The organism is Herbiconiux sp. (assembly GCF_023264895.1).
Lineage (GTDB): Bacteria > Actinomycetota > Actinomycetes > Actinomycetales > Microbacteriaceae > Herbiconiux.
Genome location: NZ_JAHFUY010000015.1, coordinates 77,965 through 94,809, shown reverse-complemented (window position 1 = coordinate 94,809; position 16,845 = coordinate 77,965). Strand labels below are relative to the sequence as shown.

The window sequence follows — 16,845 nt, the reverse complement described above, 5'->3', positions numbered from 1 at the left end:
AGCAGATCACGAAAGACATTGTCGGAAAGGCATACACGCAGGGCGTCACCGACGCGGCGTGGGGGAGTCGTGGTCGTTCATCGAACCGAGGATGAGCGCCGACTGCAGGATGAGGGCCTCGCGGGCGCCCGTGGCGTCCCAGCCGATCACCTGCGTGACGCGCTTCAGGCGGTAGCGGACGGTGTTCGGGTGCACGAAGAGCTCGCGTGCGGTGGCCTCGAGCGAGCGGCCGTTGTCGAGGTAGCACCAGAGGGTGGTCATGAGCTCGGGCGACTGGTCCTGCAGCGGTCGGTAGACGCGGTTGACGAGGGTCGAGCGGGCGAGCGGGTCGCCCGCGAGGGCGCGCTCGGGCAGCAGGTCGTCGGCGAGCATGGGCCGCGGCGCGTTCCGCCAGGCCTTCGCCACCGCGAAGCCGGCGAGGGCCGCCTTGGCGCTGCGAGAGGCATCCACGAGGCTCGGCACCTCGTGGCCGAGCACGAGGTAGCCCGGGCCGAAGCCGGGCTCGAGCTGGGTGGCGATGTCGAGGAACGAGAGCACCTCGTCGGGGCCCGCGGCGTTCGCGGGCAGATCGTCGTCCTCCGGCCCTCCCGCGTCGAGCGGAGCGCCGTCGGCGGGATACGCGCGCCCGATCACGAGCACGAGCCGCCCGCCCTGCACGCCGATCAGGAGGTCGGCGTTGAGGTGCCGGGCCGTGCGGCGCAGCTGATCGACGTCGAGCTGGCGCGGAGTCGTTCCGACGAGCACGCTCACCTCGCCGTGGCCGTGCCAGCCGAGCGCCGCGATCCGGCTCGGCAGCTCGTCGTCGTACTCGCCCGAGAGGATGGAGTCGACCACGAGGGCCTCGAGCCGTGCGTCCCAGAGCCCACGGGCCTCGGCGGCCCTCGCGTAGACATCCGCTGCCGCGAAGGCGATCTCGCGCGAGTAGAGCAGCATCGCCTCGCGGAGCGACGGATCGGAGCCCGCGACCCGCTCCTCGACGACCTCCACGACCACCCGGATGAGCTGCAGCGTCTGCTGCAGGCTCACCGAGCGGAGGAGCTCCCGGGGTGCGGAGCCGAACACGTCGGCCGCTATCCAGGTCGTGGTGGTGGGGTCGTCGTACCACTGGATGAACGACTTGATGCCCGCCTGGGCCACGAGGCCCACCGCCGAGCGCCGCCCGGGCGGCATGTCGCCGTACCAGGGCAGCGTGGCGTCGAGCTTCTTGATCGTCGCGGTCGAGAGCTCGCCCGAGATGGTGCGGAGCCAGGCCAGGGTCTGTGCCTTGGTTTTAGCCATCGGCGCTCCCGACCGCGATCGATCGTGTGCTCATCGGTGGCGGATCAGCTCTCGCCGCCCGCCGAGCCGGAGGTGCCGGCCGTCACGTCGTAGAGACGGTACTTCTCGATGGCCCAGGACGGGGCGTTGCGGTCGACCTCGCCGCGCTCGGCGAGCTGCTCGAGGACGCGCACCACCACGGAGGGGCCGTCGATCTTGAAGTAGCGCCGCGCGGCCGGACGGGTGTCCGAGAAGCCGAAGTCGTCGGCGCCGAGCGTGGCGTAGTCACCGGGAACGAACTGACGGATCTGGTCCGACACCGCGTGCATGTAGTCGGTGACCGCCACGAACGGGCCGCGGGCATCCTGCAGCTTGGTCGTGAGGTACGGCACGCGCTTGTCGTCGTTCGGGTGGAGGAAGTTGTGCTCCTCCGCCTTGAGGCCCTCGCGGCGGAGCTCCGTCCACGACGTGACCGACCAGACGTCGGCCGACACGCCCCAGTCGTCGGCGAGCAGCTTCTGGGCCTCGAGAGCCCACGGCACGGCCACACCGGAGGAGAGGATCTGGGCCTTGGGCCCGTTGTCGCCTCCTGACTTGAGCTTGTAGATGCCGCGGAGGAGTCCGTCGACGTCGAGGCCCTCGGGCTCGGCCGGCTGCACGTGCGGCTCGTTGTAGACCGTCAGGTAGTACATGACGTTCGGGTCCTCGTGCTCGCCCCCGTACATCCGCTCGAGACCGGCGCGCACGATGTGGTTGAGCTCGTAGCCGTAGGCGGGGTCGTAGGTCACGACCGCGGGGTTCGTGGCCGCCAGCAGCAGCGAGTGGCCGTCGGCGTGCTGCAGGCCCTCACCCGTGAGGGTGGTGCGGCCTGCGGTGGCGCCGATCACGAAGCCGCGCGCCATCTGGTCGCCCGCCGCCCACAGGGCGTCGCCCGTGCGCTGGAAGCCGAACATCGAGTAGAACACGTAGATCGGGATGAGCGGCTCGCCCTGGGTCGAGTAGCTCGTGCCCACCGCGGTGAACGCCGCGAGGGCGCCCGCCTCGTTGATGCCGACGTGAATGATCTGGCCCTGCGGGCTCTCCTTGTAGGCCAGGAGGAGCTCCCGGTCGACGGAGGTGTAGGTCTGGCCCTTGGGGTTGTAGATCTTGTTCGACGGGAAGAAGGCGTCCATGCCGAAGGTGCGCGCCTCGTCCGGGATGATCGGGACGACGCGGTTGCCGAAGTCCTTCGCCCGGGTCAGGTCCTTCAGCAGGCGCACGAAGGCCATCGTGGTGGCGATCTCCTGCGTGCCGGAGCCCTTCTTCAGGGTCTGGTAGCTCGAGTCGTCCGGCATCGTGAACGCCGTGTGCTTCGTGCGGCGCTCGGGCAGGTAGCCGCCGAGCGCACGACGGCGCTCGTGCATGTACTGGATCGCCTCGTCGTTCTCGCCCGGGTGGTAGTAGGGCGGGAGGTAGGGGTTCTCCTCGAGCTGCGCATCCGTGACCGGGATGTGCATCTGGTCGCGGAACGTCTTGAGGTTGTCCAGCGTCATCTTCTTCATCTGGTGCGTGGCGTTGCGGCCCTCGAAGGCAGGTCCCAGGCCGTAGCCCTTGATGGTGTGCGCCAGGATGACGGTGGGCTGGCCCTTGTGCTCGCTCGCGGCCTTGAAGGCGGCGTAGACCTTGCGGTAGTCGTGGCCACCGCGCTTGAGGTTCCAGATCTGGTCGTCGGTGTAGTCCTTGACGAGCTCGAGCGCGCGCGGGTCGCGACCGAAGAAGTTCTCGCGCACGTAGGCGCCGGACTCGGCCTTGTAGGTCTGGAAGTCGCCGTCCGGGACCGTGTTCATGAGGTTCAGCAGAGCGCCCTCGGTGTCGCGGTTGAGCAGGTCGTCCCACTCGCGGCCCCAGACCACCTTGATGACGTTCCAGCCGGCGCCGCGGAAGAAGCTCTCGAGCTCCTGCACGATCTTGCCGTTGCCGCGCACCGGGCCGTCGAGACGCTGCAGGTTGCAGTTGATCACGAAGTTGAGGTTGTCGAGGCCGTCGTTGGCCGCCACCTGGAGCTGGCCGCGGCTCTCGACCTCGTCCATCTCGCCGTCGCCGAGGAAGGCCCAGACCTGCTGGTCCGACGCATCCTTGATGCCGCGGTTGGTGATGTACTTGTTGAGCTGCGCCTGGTAGATCGCGTTGATCGGGCCGAGGCCCATCGAGACGGTCGGGAACTGCCAGAAGTGCGGCATCAGACGCGGGTGCGGGTAGGAGCTGAGGCCCCCGCCGGCGTGCGACTTCTCCTGGCGGAAGCCGTCGAGCTGGTGCGTGTCGAGGCGGCCCTCGAGGAAGGCGCGGGCGTAGGTGCCGGGAGAGGCGTGGCCCTGGATGAAGATCTGGTCGCCGCCGCCTGGGTGGTCCTGGCCGCGGAAGAAGTGGTTGAAGCCGACCTCGTAGAGCGCTGCGCTCGACGCGTAGGTCGAGATGTGGCCACCGACCGCGATGCCGGGCCGCTGCGCCCGGTGCACGGTCATGGCCGCGTTCCAGCGGATCCACGCGCGGTACTTGCGCTCGAGCGACTCGTCGCCCGGGAACTCCGGCTCGTTCTCCGGAGCGATGGTGTTGATGTAGTCGGTCGTCGGCACCATCGGAACGTTGAGGTGCAGTTCTTTGGACCGCTTCAGCAGGCTGAGCATGATGTCCCGCGCGCGGCCGTGGCCACGTGCTTCGACGAGGGCGTCGAGGGACTCGTTCCACTCAGCGGTCTCGTCGGGATCCGAATCGGAATGTCCGGCCGAGTAAGGGTCCTGGTCGTTGACAGTCACCGGCGACCTCTTTCTGTTGTGTACAGATCGTTACGTGGCGGACGCCCGCTCCGGGATAGTGGAGCGGAACGCCACAGAACAGCCTAGTGACTTATTCCGGTGCCGATGCCCGGTGCCGATCCGGGGTTGCTTGGTGTATCGGCGCACCGGGTCTAGTATCGAGGACGCGTTTGCCGGAACGACGACCGGCAGTGAAAGGAAGCCTCATGGCTTTGGAGAACGACACTCTCGCTCCCGATTTCGATCTCCCCAATCAGTACGGCGAGCGGATCCGCCTGAGTCAGTTCCAGGGCAAGAAGCCCGTGGCCCTCGTGTTCTTCCCCCTCGCCTTCTCCGGCGTCTGCACGAGCGAGCTCTGCGCCCTCGAGGAGAACCTCTCGATGTTCAAGGATGCGAACGTCGAGCTCATCGGCATCTCCGTCGACTCGAAGGCCACGCTCCGCGCGTGGGCCGAGAAGGAGGGGTACGACTTCACTCTCGTGGCCGACTTCTGGCCGCACGGCGATGTCGCGAAGGACTACGGGGTGTTCCTGGAGGAGAAGGGCTTCGCCAACCGCGCGACGTTCCTGATCGACACGAACCGGATCATCCGCGCGAGCTTCATCACCGCTCCGGGTGAGGCCCGCTCGATCGAGGCCTATCGCGCGGCCGTCGAGGACCTCACGCCCGCTCGCGTCTGATCGATATCAGCCCACAGCTTATATTCGCCGATTATTAGCGCTAGGCTAATATCCATGAGCGAGCAGAGCGTGGCCGTGATCGTCGACATCGTCGGATCCCGCGCGCTGGTCGACCGCCCGGTCGTCCAGGCGGGCATCCAGGGCGCGTTCGCCGAGGTCGACGACCTCATCGCCGTCGGCTCGCCTTTCCGCGCGACGGTGGGCGACGAGTTCCAGGCCGTGTATCCGTCCGTCGGGGTCGCCCTCGAGGCGACTCTCGCGGCTCGGCTCGCCCTTCCCGAAGGGGTCGACTGCCGATTCGGCCTCGGTCTCGGCGAGGTGAAGGAGGTGGGTGCGGGCGCCGCCGGACCGATCCAGGACGGCTCGGGCTGGTGGCGGGCGCGCGAGGCGATCGACGAGGCCCACGACCGTGAGGACTCGCGCACGCCGAGCCTCCGCGGCTGGTTCAGGGCCGGGCCGGGCGACGAGGCGCTGGAGGGCACCGTGAACGCCTACCTCCTCGCTCGCGACCACATCGTCGGAGCGATGAGCGAGCGCGCGCGCCGCCTCACCTTCGGCACCATGAGCGGGCGCGTGCAGAGCGAGCTCGCCGAGATCGAGGGGATCTCGCAGGGCGCCGTGTCGCAGGCCCTCCGGCGGTCCGGGGGCATGAACCTGCTGGCCGCGGTGGCGCAGCTGAAGGGGCTGTCATGATCATCGGTGCGCTCATCCTCGTCGTCATCGGCGCGGCCGACATCATCCGGGCCGGGCTCCGGCGGGCGCCGATGCCCGTCACCGTCGCGGCGATCGGGCTCGTCTGGGTCGCGGTGCTCGTGCTCGCCGCCACCGGGCTGGGGGTGCCTCCGGCGTGGCTCGCCGTGCCCCTGCTGCTCGGCGTGGGCTGGCTGCTCACCACCCGCACCGAGCCGGCCGTCGAGGCGGGCCGCCGGTCAAGGGTGTCCCGGGTGTCCCGTGCGCGGGCGCTCCCCGCTGTGGCCGTCGTCGTGGCGCTCGTCGCCACGGCCTTCGTGGATCCCGTGCCGTCCGGCCTCTCGGGCTTCCTCGCCGACGCTCTCGCCGCGTCGCCGGCGGGAGCCGTGGCCGCGCTGCCACCGACGACCGTGGTGCTCGGGATCGGGTCGGCGCTGTTCCTGGTCGAGAGCGCGAACATCGTCGTGCGCTCGGCGCTCCGGCCGGCCATGGAGGAGGCCAGGCTCGGCCGGGTGGTCGCGGACGCGGCCGATCCGGAGCCCCTCGCCCCCGCTCGCCGGTCGGCAGCGCGCTGGTGGTCGCGGCGGCCCGTCGCCGAGAGCGAGGCTGCTCCTCTCGTGGTGGAGGATCTGCGGGGCGGGCGCATCATCGGGCCGCTCGAGCGGCTGCTGATCGTCGGGCTCACGCTCGCCGGGGCCCTGCCGATCGTGGCGGGCATCCTCGCCGCCAAGGGGATCGTGCGGTTCCCCGAGATCTCGCAGGACGGGCCGGGCGGGTCCAAGGCCGAGTACTTCCTGGTGGGCAGTCTTGTGAGCTGGTCGCTCGCCATCCTGGCCGCGGGAGCCCTCTGGATATCAGCTCAGGGCTGATATCCGGGCGGATATAAGGCGGGGGCTTATATGCAGTCTCAGCCGAGCAGGCTGACGCCGCGGGCGATCACCAGAGCGAGCAGCACGAACCCGGCGAAGGCCTCAAGGCCCATCAGCAGCTTGGCGCGATGCGTGAGGGGCATCGTGTCGGTGGGGCTGAACGCCATCGAGTTCGAGAGCGAGAAGTAGAAGTAGTCGACGAAGCCCGGCAGCCAGTTGCTCGACTTCGACGAGTGCGCGGCGACCTCGGGGGAGGCGTCGTGGTCCTCGTCCTGGGGAAAGCGGAAGTCGGCGGGAGGCAGGTGCTCGCGCGAGCGCTGCGTGCGCACGACCGGGCCGCCCCGATCGAACTCCCAGTAGAGCAGGGCGAAGCCGATCACGTTGGTCACCCAGATCTGGAGTGCGGCGAGGAGGAGGGTCGGGCCGTCCTGCGAGTTCTGCACGAGCAGCGAGATGAGGAGCACGAGCAGCAGCTGGTTCGTCGCGCCGATCACGAGGGCCAGCACGAGCCCGAGCCGGCGCGACCAGGCGGTCTGCTTCACCATCCGGTGCGGGTTGACCACGATCACGGCCACGAGCAGTGCCAGGCACACGACCACGACGCCGTAGCGGATGACCCCGAACAGGTGATTCGGCAGCACCGCGTAGCTCACGAGGATGACGATGACCCCGATCGCCGCCGGCCAGCGGTGCTCGGCCTGGGCTCTCTCCGCACGGATGGAGGCGGAGGGCTGCGGAGGCACACCCGCAGTCTAGGCCTGTATGCTTTTGGGGCGCCTCGGCGCGAGGGGGCCTTTAGCTCAGCTGGTAGAGCGCCACGTTTACACCGTGGATGTCATCGGTTCGATCCCGGTAGGGCCCACGTAGTAGAACCCTCGGTCAAGGTTAAGGAACCCCGGTCAAGCCGACGGTTTTCTGTTTTTCGGGCCTACTTTTGCCGAAGGGCGTCCGCCTGTATTGCGACACCGGTGGGATCTGGCGACTGGTGCCAGGGACGTGGGCGATCCGTCCGGCCACCCGCGGCTTGCTGTGGAAGAGAACATCATCGAGTTGAGGGAAAGCCTCAGCCGCGATGACGGGACTTTCTTCATTTTGTCCCCCCGGACTCGACCACGCCCCTAGAGCGACAGGCGCGGAACCTTGCGAACAACACCGTGCGGGTCCGGACGAGACTGTCTCCTGTGGACCGCCTGATTTGGATTTGTCACCTCTAGCCTCCCGGAGTCACGGTGACAGTGACAGCCGGTGCCGGTGGTTCGTTGTCAACCGCATTTGTAACCAAGACCGTGATGAATGCACTGACTGCGGCAATCGCAGCGGCCGAGATGATAGGAACCAGGTGCTTGTTGAGAGCAGAGCCGACTCGACGAAGTCTGGACGGGCTTGCTTGTCTCCGATCGATACGAGGTTCCGGAGCAGCATTCGAAGGTGTCGCCACGGGCACCCTCGATTCCTCCGCAGCATCGATGAAGATAGAGAGGACTCTCTCCGCGTCGGTGTCTGAAGGGGCAGAAACCTTGACTGTCGTAGTCCCTGATCCGTAGTCAGAAAAGGAGAGCCCCTGATCCATTTTGTAGCTACCTACTAGCGGATGAGTGATATAGACGCTCATACTGACGCTCTTGTACGGCTGTCTCATCGCCAACAGGAATTTTTCAATGTCATCGAACGTGCGCGTTCGGCCTGCTGAGCTTTCGATCGATGCGTAGATGACATTCATCTCCATCTCTCCACCGGGCCTCTGGCTCTCAGCGGGAGCTGGATAGCCGTGTGGGTCGTGACTTGAGTTGTACCCGTCCCACCACTGCATCACTCGACGTTCCATCAACTGCTTTAGAGAGTCTATGCCCCTCTGGAGAGTCTGAGCTTTGAAGCGGGTGGCGTGGAACTCCTGGCTGACTTCCGGCATATGCGAATCGTAACCGTCCCCACAGACATGCCCGAGGTGGACCGCACCCATCGAGTAACCGGCACGTGATCCTCCGTGGGCCGTCACGCGGCGTTAGGTTGATAGCGGGCCGAAGGTTGTTATCCTGAGACGGCAGCGTCCCCCCTTGCTTGCAACCGAGGGAGAGCAAATTGTCCATCGTCAAAATCGAAGCCGGGGACATCGGGCCGGAGCACATCGGCACCATCGCGTTCGGCGACATCTTCAACGAGGACGATGGGTCCACCATGTTCCAAGCGGCTGGACGGTCTGCGGCGATCCACTGGGTGGACGACGGCGTTGCTCTGGTGCTGGAGGGCGTACCTGAGAGCGTTTAGGTCATGGCCCCGTACGGCCCCACCGTGCAGTTTCACCTCCCCGTACCGCGCGCCTGAGGCGTGCCCGTCGGTTGGAGTCGGGGACGAGTTCGAGCACCTGCGAATTCGAGAAACTCGTGGAATGGCGGATCCCGGGGCTTAGGCACATCCACACCGTGGATGTCATCGGTTCGATCCCGGTAGGGCCCACTCCTCTGCAGGAGCCGTTGTAAGATGACCCATGCTCATCTCGGGGCCCGCGCTCACTCGTCTCCAGGCCTTCCTCGGGATCGGCGGGGTCGCGAGCTTCCATCGTCTCGAGCGCCTCGTCGCATCGGTTCCGGCCTCGGACGGGTCGTCTGATGCGATGGTGATCGACGGGCTGCGGGAGGCGGTCGGGCGCCGCTGGAGCGACGACGAGCTGAGGCTGTTCTGTCGCATCGTCGGCGACGCGAGCGCGCGCACCCTCGGACAGCGGCCGTTCTCCACACAGCTGATCGCAGCCCTCGCCCTGCTCGGCGGGCACGGGGTGCAGCTGGCCACCGGGGAGGGCAAGACGCTCGCCGGGGCGATCGCCGCGGTCGGGTTCGTGCTGCAGGGCCGGCGCGTGCACGTGATCTCGGTCAACGACTACCTCGCGCGGAGGGACGCGGAGTGGATGCGCCCACTGCTCGAGGCGTTCGGCGCCACGGTCGGGTGGATCTCGGCCGACCAGGATCCGGAGTCGCGCCGCCTCGCCTACGCCGCCGACGTCGTCTACGTCTCCGCGTCGGAGCTCGGCTTCGACACGCTCCGCGACCGCTTCCGCGTCGACCGCGAGCAGGGGCCGCTGGTGCGGCCGGACGTGGCGATCGTCGACGAGGTCGACGCCGTGCTCATCGACGAGGCGAGCACCCCCCTCGTCCTGGCCGCTGCTGCTGCCACTGCCGCTGCCGGCGGCGAGCGCCTCATCGATTCACCCCGCATCGCGGCAGCGGTGGCGGAGCTCGAGGAGCACGAGCACTTCGAGATCGACACCGATCGCCTCAACGTGTCGCTCACGGAGGCCGGCACCACCGCCGTGGAACGCCGGCTCGGGGTCTCGAACCTCTTCGACTCGGTCACGCACGACCACCTCACCGCCGTGAACATCGCGCTGCACGCCCGAGCGCTCGTCCAGCGCGATGTCGACTACCTCGTGCGCGAGGGGCGACTCGAGCTCATCAGCGCCGCGCGCGGCCGGGTGGCGGTCGCACAGCGCTGGCCGGACGGGCTGCACGAGGCCATCGAGGTGAAGGAGGGCCTCCGGCCGAGTGCCGTGAGCGAGGTCCTGGACTCGATCACCGTGCGATCGCTCCTCGCCTCGCACCGCACGGTGTGCGGCATGAGCGGCACGGCGCTGGCCGTGGCGCCGCTGCTGGCGGAGGGCTACGGGTTCACGACCGGCGAGATCGGCTCCCGAGTGCCCTCCCGGCGCATCGACCACCCCGACCGCCTCTTCCGCACCCGCGACGAGAAGCACGCGGCACTGCTCGAGCGCGTCTGCTCGGAGCACGCGACCGGCCGTCCCGTGCTCGTCGGCACGGCGAGTGTCGCGGCGTCGGAGCGGCTGGCCGCCGACCTCGGGCGAGCCGGCGTGGCCACGGCCGTGCTCAACGCCAGGAACGACGAGGAGGAGGCCGCGATCATCGCCCGGGCGGGCGAGGCCGGGCGGGTCACGATCTCGACCCAGATGGCGGGTCGCGGCACCGACATCCGCCTCGGCGGTGCCGATGAGAGCGACCGCGAACGGGTCGCGGCCCTCGGCGGCCTCTGCGTGATCGGCGCCGAGCGCTACGACAACGGCCGGCTCGACGACCAGCTCCGTGGGCGCGCCGGCCGGCAGGGTGACCCCGGTTCGACGATCTTCTTCGCGAGCCTCGACGACGAGGTGGTGCAGTCGAACCTGGAGCTCGTGTCCGACGAGCACTCCGCCGCCATCCGGTCCGGGGGTCTCGACCGGGCCGCCGGCATCCTCGACCACGCCCAGCGGATGAGCGAGGTCTCCCGCGAGCAGCAGCGGGCCGCCACGCTCCGCTTCGCCGAGACACCGGCACGGCAGCGCGCGGCGGTGCTGCGCCTGCGCGACCAGGTGCTCGAGCAGGGCCTTCGCCGGGCACCGGATGCCGGCACCCTGCTCACCCAGGCAGCCGCGGCCGATCTCGCGACGGTGGAGCGTGAGTTCGGTGCGCCGGCGGTCGACGCGTTCGCCACCCGGGCGGCCCTGTTCCACCTCGACGAGTCCTGGTGCCGGCACGCGGCGATCCTCGCGGAGGCGCGGGAGGGGATCCATCTGCGATCCCTCGGCCGCGACAGCCCGCACGACGAGTACGTGAAGATCGCCCAGCGGGAGTTCGGGAGCTTCCTGCCCGACGTGGCATCCGGAATCGGCTCGACCCTCGCGAAGGCGGTGGCCGACGGGGACATCGACGGTGCAGGGCTGAGATTCCTCCGCCCCGGCTCCACCTGGACCTACATGGTCACGGAGGATCCGTTCGGTTCCCCCGAGAAGCGTCTCTGGCGCCGCGCCACCACGTCGCTCCGCCGCTTCCTCGGGTGAGAACCCACGACCGCTACTGGGAGGCGCCGGATTCGCCCGAGTACGGGGCGGCGATGGCGGGGTCGACGTCGTTGAGGTAGGCCTTGACGATCTGCTCCCAGTCGGAGCCGAAGAGGTTGCCTTCCGTGCCCTCCGTGGTGCGGATGGCGTAGACCGGCTTGTCCACCTCACCCGCCGTCGACGTCAGCACCAGGTGGCCCAGGGTGACGCCGTCTCGGATGATCGCCCATTCCGGGGCGCCGCCGGTGAGGGTGTAGACGTGGTCGCGGTGATCGAGAGTGGTCTCGTCGAGTTCGAGTGCCATGGGGCGGTCCTTCCGTCGGAGGCCGTGCCGTCGGCGGTGCGGCCTTGCGTTCTTCACCGTAGGCCGGTCCACCCCATCCCGGGAGGGGTGACGGCCGACTCAGGCGACCCGGGCCGCGAACACGACGCGGTTGTCCTTGTAGTGACCGACGGACTCGTCGAAGAGTCCCGTGCAGGTGATGAGCCGCACCTCGTCGTCGAGGAGCGCGCCGAACACCTCGCCGGTGGGGAACTCGTCCTTCGGGAAGTCCTCGGCGCGGTAGACCTCGTAGTCGAAGACGGCCCCCGCGACATCCGTGACCGAGAACCGGTCGCCGGCCTGCAGGAGCCCCAGGTCGAAGAAGACCGCCGGACCGACAGCGGAGTCGACGTGCCCGGCGAGCACCGTGGGCCCGATCCCGCCGGCACGACCGCCGCCCGTGAACCAGCCGACCCGCGAGAAGTCCTGAGGCACCTCCATGGTGCCGTCGGTGCCGATGCCCAGGTCGATGAGCTCCTCGTCGAGGCCGAGCGCCGGCACCGTGAGCCGTGCGGGCACCTCGCCGCGGGCCGGAGGCACGGGCGCCCCCGACGGCGCCGGTGACGGCGTGGGCGAGGGAGACGTCGGGGCCGGCGGCGACACTCCCTCAGCGACAGCCGGCGACGAGGAGCCGACCGGCGCGCCTGCACCACCTGAGCCCGCGCATCCGCCGAGCAGGGCGGCGGCGACCACGACAGCCGCCACCACCCCGCCCCGCTGCGCACGGCGGAGGATCCCGCTCATCCGAACCTCAGGTCAGCCCGGTTCAACCGGCGATGCCGTCGCGCCGACGCTTGAGCGCGACGCCGGCCGCGAGACCGAGGCCCACGACGCCGATGGCCGCCGCAGCGACCGCACCGGCCGTGGCGCCGGCGGCATCCGGAGTCGCGGGCACGGCGAGCGCCGAGGCCGCGCCTCCGCCACCGGTCTGCACACCGCCGACCGGCACCTGGCTGAGCTGTCCGCGCACGGCGCCCGCCGGGTTCGCCGCCGTGTGGGTGTCGGCCGCGAAGGCCGCGGAGTCGGCCTCGAGCTGCGCGAGGGTGAAGCCATCGCCGGTGTCGACGCCGTTGTTCACGATCCCGGTGGTGAACGGCCCCTGCAGGCAGCCCGAGCTCGTGCGCGGGCCGTCTCCGACCGGCGCCGGGTTCGGGAAGGCGATCCGCGGCGGGCCTGCCTTGCCGGCGGCGGCCTGGTGGATGTGGGTGGCCGTCTTCGCCGGGCTCATGTAGTCGCCCGAGATCCCGGTCACGGTGATGTCGTAGCAGATGATGTCGAGATCGGAGTTGACCCGGAAGTCGAAGGTGCCCGAGGCCCCGGCCGGGCCGGGCGTCGCGACGCCATCGGCGTTCAGCACCTGGTCGGGTGTGGCCATCACGGTGAAGGCGCTCGTGAAGCTCGACGGCTCGGCGACCTCGGTCTCGGCGTGCGCGGGTGCCGCGGCTCCGAACACGAGCACCCCGCCGGCGAGGGCGGCACCGCCCAGTCCGATGATTCCCGTGCGGCGTCGAGCGGTTCTCTGAATGGACATGACGACCTCTCTTCCGAGCGGGCCCAGTCGCCCGTTCTGAGGGAGGTACGGCGGATCGAGCGGATGCGTTCACCGTGATCGCGAGAAATTCCGGATGAAGGCGGGTGGCGATGAACGGACGGCACCATCCGGCCGTACCCCCTTCGACCGTGTGGCAGGCTGAGGAGGATCCGTGACCGTGCAGGGGAGTGTGATGGACGCCTCATCGGAGACGCCCTCCGCGTTCGACCTCGCGGCCGAGTACGACGCCCACGGCGGCGCTCTCTTCGGCTACGCGTGCGGACCTGGCTCTTCGCCATCCAGCGGAACGTCATCGTCGACGCCCAGCGCGCCCAGAAGCGGCTCCCGCGGCTCGTGTCGGGGGAGGAGGCGGACGACGTGCCCGCCGAGATCGGCGATGCCCTCGACCGGCTCGCGATCGTGGAGGCTCTAGCCAAGCTCAGCGAGGAGCACCGCAGCGCCTTCGTGGCCATCCACGTCGACGGCCGGAGCTACGCCGACGCCTCCGCACGGAGCGGGGTGCCGATCGGCACCCTGCGATCGCGCGTGTTCTACGCACTGCGCGCCCACATCGATGGAGAGGAGAGCCGACCATGACCTCGACTCCCGAGCGGCGCGACGAGCTCGTCGCCGCCGCTGCAGCAGACGCCCTGACCGCCGAGGAGAGGGCCGAACTCGACGCCCTCCGTGCGGGCGATCCGGCCGTCGACCGCGAGATCGCCGAGCTGCGCGCCCTGCTGGGCCGCGTCCGGCACGCGGTTCCGGTGTGAGACGACTCCGCTCCCGACGTGGGCCTCCGCGGCCGGGTGGTGGCGATCGGTGCCGACGCCGCCGAAGGGACGACCGGCGCGAACGCCGCTGCGACCGCGCGGGTCTCGGCCCTCCGGCCGCGCCGACGCTGGCTCCTGCCTGTCGTCGCCGCGGCCTGTCTGGCGGTCGGCATGGGCATCGGCGCGCTCGCCCTGCCGCTGCTGGGCGGCCCGGCTGCCCCTGCCGCCGAGGAGCAGCCGGGCGCGCCCGGCCTGCTCGGTGCCCTCGAGGCCGTCGACTTCGCCGGCGAGCCTGCGGGCGTGCGGGTCGACGGCGCCGTCGTGGCCCACACCTGGGGCACCGAGACCATCGTCGAGATCGACGGCCTGGCCGAGGGCGCCCGCTACGAGGTCGTCGTCGTCGACGAGGCGGGCATCCCGCACTCCTCGGGCTCGTTCACGGGAAGCGCCGTGCCCATCGACTGCCGCATGAACACCGCCACGCTCCGGCCGGATGCCACGCGCGTCGAGATCCTCGACGCCGCCGGCGGGACGGTCGCCACGGCGGCGCTTCCGGCGGTAGTCACCTGACCCCGAGGCAGTCCACAGCCCCGCACCCCCGTTGCGGCCTAGGCTCGGGAGGATGAGCCAGCAGCGCACGATCGTCATCACCGGAGCCAGCTCGGGCATCGGCACCGTGACCGCCCGCCACTTCGCCGAGGCGGGGGAGCGCGTGATCGTGGTGGGCCGGAACCCGGAGCGCACGCGGAAGGTGGCTGTCGAGCTCGGCGCCGAGCCGCTCGTGGCCGACTTCGCGTCGTTCGCGGAGGTGCGCGGCCTCGCCGCAGCGCTCCAGGAGCGCACCGACAGCATCGACGTGCTTCTCAACAACGCCGGAGGCCTCATCTCGGAGCGCACCCTCACGGTCGACGGCCACGACGCCACGATCCAGACCAACCTCTACTCGCACTACCTCCTGACCCGTCTGCTGCTCCCCGAGCTCGAGCGCGCGGCGGCCTCGGGCGAGCCCGGTCGCGGGCGCGTCATCACCACGGCGAGCGTCGCCAACCGCTGGGGCCGGATCGACCTCGGCGACCTCGACTACGCGCATCACCCCTGGCGCGGCGGCTGGCGCGCCTACGGCACCGCCAAGCTCGCCGTCATCCTCTTCACCCAGGAGCTCGCCCGCCGCGGTGCGCAGGCCGGCCTCGTGGCGTTCTCCGTGCATCCGGGTGCCGTCAACACCGGATTCGGCGCGACCTCGCCCCTGATCAAGCTCGGCAACGCGCTCACCGGAAGCCGCTGGGGGATCACCGCCGAGGTGGGGGCCACGCCCCTCATCGCCCTCGCCGAGGCGTCGCCCGTGCCGACCGACTCCGGCGCCTACTTCGACCGCCTGAAGCCGCACGGCCGCACGGCGAAGCAGGCGACGGATGCCACGCTGCAGCGGGCACTGTGGGAGCGCGCGGCCGAGGTGGTCGGCCTCCCCGCCGACTAGTCTGGTCGGGTGACCACGCTCTCCGATCTCCACGCCGCCGTCGAGCGCCTCTGGCCGAGCGAGTTCGCGGAGTCGTGGGACGCTCCCGGCCCCGTCACGGGAGCGGGTGACGACTCCGTGCGAAAGGTCCTGCTGGCGGTCGACGCCGTGGCCGCCACGGTCGACCAGGCCGTCGACGAGAGCTATGACGCGCTGCTCGTGCACCACCCGCTTCTTCTCCGCGGCGTCACCACCGTCGCCGAGTCGGGCTTCAAGGGCTCCCTGCTCGCGAAGCTCATCCGGGCCCGCTGCGGCCTGATCGCCGCGCACACCAACGCCGACATCGTCGACGACGGCACCTCGTCGGCTCTCGCGAACCGCCTCGGACTGGTGGAGCAGACCGCCATCGAGCCCGGCACCCGCCCGGGGACGGGGCTCGGCCGGGTCGGCCGCCTGACCACCCCCAGCACGCTCGGCCGGGTGGCGCTCGCCCTCGGTGAGATCCTGCCCGCCACCGCCGGTGGCGTGCGGGTGTCGGGGGAGTACGACCAGCCGGTCTCCACGGTCGCCCTCTGCGGCGGCGCCGGCGACTCGCTGCTCGGCCACCCCTCGGTGCGTGCGGCCGACCTCTACATCACCTCCGACCTCCGCCACCACCCCGCCTCCGAGTCGCGCGAGCAGAGCCTGCACGCCGGCGGCCCTGCCCTCATCGACGTCTCGCACTGGGCGAGCGAGTGGCTCTGGCTCGACGGCGCCGCCCGCGCCCTCGCCGAGGTGCTGCCGGGCGTCGAGTTCACCGTGAGCGACCTCCGCACCGACCCCTGGGACTTCGTGGTCACGCAGTGACCGCTTCAGCCCGTCACCCCGCAGCCCAGCTCTCCACCCCTCACACGAAGGACCCCCGATGAAGGCTCCCGCTTCCGAGCAGCGCAAGCTGCTCGACCTCCAGGCCGCCGACAACCGCGTCGCGCAGCTCCAGCACGCTCTGCGCTCCTTGCCGCAGGAGGCGCGGCTGGCGGAGCTCCAGCGCGACTCGGCGGCGGCCCGCAAGGAGTGGGCGGGCGTCAACGGGGAGCTCGAGGATGCGAAGGCCGAGATCGCCCGCGTCGAGGGCGACATCGAGACGGTCGCGGCGCGTGAGAAGCGCGACCAGGAGCGTCTGCAGGTGTCGAGCTCGTCGAAGGACATCCAGGGCCTCGAGCACGAGATCGCCTCGCTCAAGGTGCGGCGCTCGAACCTCGAGGACATCGAGCTCGCCGTGATGGAGCGGATGGAGGAGATCGAGGAGCGCCTCGCGGCCATCGTGGCCAGGCGCGACGACATCGCCACCGAGGAGCGCCTGCTCGCGGCCGCCCGCGACGAGCAGAAGGAGCGACTGGCCACCCAGCTCACCGTCGCCGGCTCGGAGCGCTCGGCGGTGGCCGGCGGCATCCAGAGCGACCTGCTGGCCCTCTACGAGCGCCAGCGCGAGCGCTACGGCGTGGGAGCGGCGCTCCTCACCCGCGGGGTCTCGCTCGGCAGCAACATGGCGCTCACCGAGTCGGATCTCGCCGCCATCCGCTCGGCGCCGGAGGACGAGGTCGTGTTCGACCCCGAGAGCAACTGCATCCTCGTGCGCACGGAGGAGTCCGGCCTCTGAGGCCGGCGTCTGAGGCC

General features: G+C 70.0%; 18 protein-coding genes and 1 tRNA gene. 12 read left to right on the top strand and 7 right to left on the bottom strand.

Annotation, left to right across the window (positions count from 1 at the left end):
• Positions 1-45: 45 nt before the first annotated feature.
• On the bottom strand, positions 46-1,278 hold the full coding sequence (locus Q0D57_RS01365) for a helix-turn-helix domain-containing protein (protein WP_291036942.1): 1,233 nt from the start codon (positions 1,276-1,278) through the stop codon (positions 46-48).
• Between the two features lie 44 nt (positions 1,279-1,322).
• Positions 1,323-4,049 carry a pyruvate dehydrogenase (acetyl-transferring), homodimeric type gene (gene aceE, locus Q0D57_RS01360; protein ID WP_291036940.1) on the bottom strand — a complete coding sequence of 909 codons (2,727 nt, stop codon included), beginning with the start codon at positions 4,047-4,049 and terminating at the stop codon, positions 1,323-1,325.
• A gap of 206 nt (positions 4,050-4,255) precedes the next feature.
• Between aceE and Q0D57_RS01355 the strand changes: the two genes are divergently transcribed.
• From Q0D57_RS01355 to Q0D57_RS01345, 3 genes are read left to right on the top strand one after another with little or no spacing between them, the layout of a single operon-like run.
• Complete coding sequence (locus Q0D57_RS01355; RefSeq protein ID WP_291036938.1) at positions 4,256-4,729, top strand: peroxiredoxin; 474 nt, start codon at positions 4,256-4,258, stop codon at positions 4,727-4,729.
• Positions 4,730-4,783: 54 nt separating this feature from the next.
• Positions 4,784-5,422 carry a SatD family protein gene (locus Q0D57_RS01350; RefSeq protein WP_291036936.1) on the top strand — a complete coding sequence of 213 codons (639 nt, stop codon included), beginning with the start codon at positions 4,784-4,786 and terminating at the stop codon, positions 5,420-5,422.
• The gene (locus tag Q0D57_RS01345) at positions 5,419-6,288 is read left to right on the top strand and encodes a hypothetical protein (protein ID WP_291036933.1); all 870 of its coding nucleotides are present in this window, start codon (positions 5,419-5,421) and stop codon (positions 6,286-6,288) included. The genes Q0D57_RS01350 and Q0D57_RS01345 overlap by 4 nt, the downstream gene beginning before the upstream one ends.
• A 38-nt stretch (positions 6,289-6,326) precedes the next feature.
• Here Q0D57_RS01345 and Q0D57_RS01340 read toward each other — a convergent pair whose 3' ends face one another.
• A complete protein-coding gene (locus Q0D57_RS01340) occupies positions 6,327-7,031 on the bottom strand; it encodes a hypothetical protein (protein WP_291036931.1) in 705 nt (234 codons plus the stop codon).
• Between the two features lie 46 nt (positions 7,032-7,077).
• On the opposite strand from Q0D57_RS01340, the gene Q0D57_RS01335 reads away from it, so the two are divergent.
• Positions 7,078-7,150, top strand: a tRNA-Val gene (locus tag Q0D57_RS01335).
• Positions 7,151-7,498: 348 nt separating this feature from the next.
• Here the strand turns inward: Q0D57_RS01335 and Q0D57_RS01330 are convergent.
• Complete coding sequence (locus Q0D57_RS01330; RefSeq protein WP_291036929.1) at positions 7,499-8,197, bottom strand: hypothetical protein; 699 nt, start codon at positions 8,195-8,197, stop codon at positions 7,499-7,501.
• 170 nt (positions 8,198-8,367) lie between these two features.
• Here Q0D57_RS01330 and Q0D57_RS01325 point away from each other — a divergent pair, with 170 nt between their 5' ends.
• Positions 8,368-8,553, top strand: coding sequence for a hypothetical protein (locus tag Q0D57_RS01325; RefSeq protein ID WP_291036927.1), 186 nt, complete (start codon positions 8,368-8,370; stop codon positions 8,551-8,553).
• 220 nt (positions 8,554-8,773) lie between these two features.
• The gene (secA2, locus tag Q0D57_RS01320; RefSeq protein WP_291036925.1) at positions 8,774-11,110 is read left to right on the top strand and encodes an accessory Sec system translocase SecA2; all 2,337 of its coding nucleotides are present in this window, start codon (positions 8,774-8,776) and stop codon (positions 11,108-11,110) included.
• 13 nt (positions 11,111-11,123) lie between these two features.
• Here secA2 and Q0D57_RS01315 read toward each other — a convergent pair whose 3' ends face one another.
• The 3 genes from Q0D57_RS01315 to Q0D57_RS01305 all read right to left on the bottom strand — a co-directional run bounded on the left by Q0D57_RS01315 (position 11,124) and on the right by Q0D57_RS01305 (position 12,963).
• Positions 11,124-11,414, bottom strand: a complete 291-nt coding sequence (locus Q0D57_RS01315; RefSeq protein WP_291036923.1) for a hypothetical protein — start codon at positions 11,412-11,414, stop codon at positions 11,124-11,126.
• A gap of 99 nt (positions 11,415-11,513) precedes the next feature.
• Positions 11,514-12,176, bottom strand: a complete 663-nt coding sequence (locus tag Q0D57_RS01310) for a class F sortase (protein ID WP_291036921.1) — start codon at positions 12,174-12,176, stop codon at positions 11,514-11,516.
• Positions 12,177-12,198: 22 nt separating this feature from the next.
• Positions 12,199-12,963, bottom strand: coding sequence for a CHRD domain-containing protein (locus tag Q0D57_RS01305; RefSeq protein WP_291036919.1), 765 nt, complete (start codon positions 12,961-12,963; stop codon positions 12,199-12,201).
• 276 nt (positions 12,964-13,239) lie between these two features.
• Between Q0D57_RS01305 and Q0D57_RS01300 the strand changes: the two genes are divergently transcribed.
• From Q0D57_RS01300 to Q0D57_RS01275, 6 genes are read left to right on the top strand one after another with little or no spacing between them, the layout of a single operon-like run.
• Positions 13,240-13,560 (top strand): sigma factor-like helix-turn-helix DNA-binding protein, encoded by a 321-nt coding sequence (locus Q0D57_RS01300; RefSeq protein ID WP_291036916.1) that lies wholly within the window; start codon positions 13,240-13,242, stop codon positions 13,558-13,560.
• A complete protein-coding gene (locus Q0D57_RS01295) occupies positions 13,557-13,733 on the top strand; it encodes a hypothetical protein (RefSeq protein ID WP_291036914.1) in 177 nt (58 codons plus the stop codon). Before Q0D57_RS01300 ends, Q0D57_RS01295 begins: the two co-directional genes overlap by 4 nt.
• Before the next feature lie 18 nt (positions 13,734-13,751).
• A complete protein-coding gene (locus tag Q0D57_RS01290) occupies positions 13,752-14,303 on the top strand; it encodes a hypothetical protein (protein WP_291036912.1) in 552 nt (183 codons plus the stop codon).
• A gap of 52 nt (positions 14,304-14,355) precedes the next feature.
• Positions 14,356-15,210, top strand: coding sequence for an SDR family NAD(P)-dependent oxidoreductase (locus Q0D57_RS01285; protein WP_291036910.1), 855 nt, complete (start codon positions 14,356-14,358; stop codon positions 15,208-15,210).
• A 9-nt stretch (positions 15,211-15,219) separates the two neighbouring features.
• A complete protein-coding gene (locus Q0D57_RS01280) occupies positions 15,220-16,035 on the top strand; it encodes a Nif3-like dinuclear metal center hexameric protein (protein ID WP_291036907.1) in 816 nt (271 codons plus the stop codon).
• Positions 16,036-16,093: 58 nt separating this feature from the next.
• Positions 16,094-16,828, top strand: a complete 735-nt coding sequence (locus tag Q0D57_RS01275; protein WP_291036905.1) for a hypothetical protein — start codon at positions 16,094-16,096, stop codon at positions 16,826-16,828.
• Positions 16,829-16,845 lie beyond the last annotated feature (17 nt).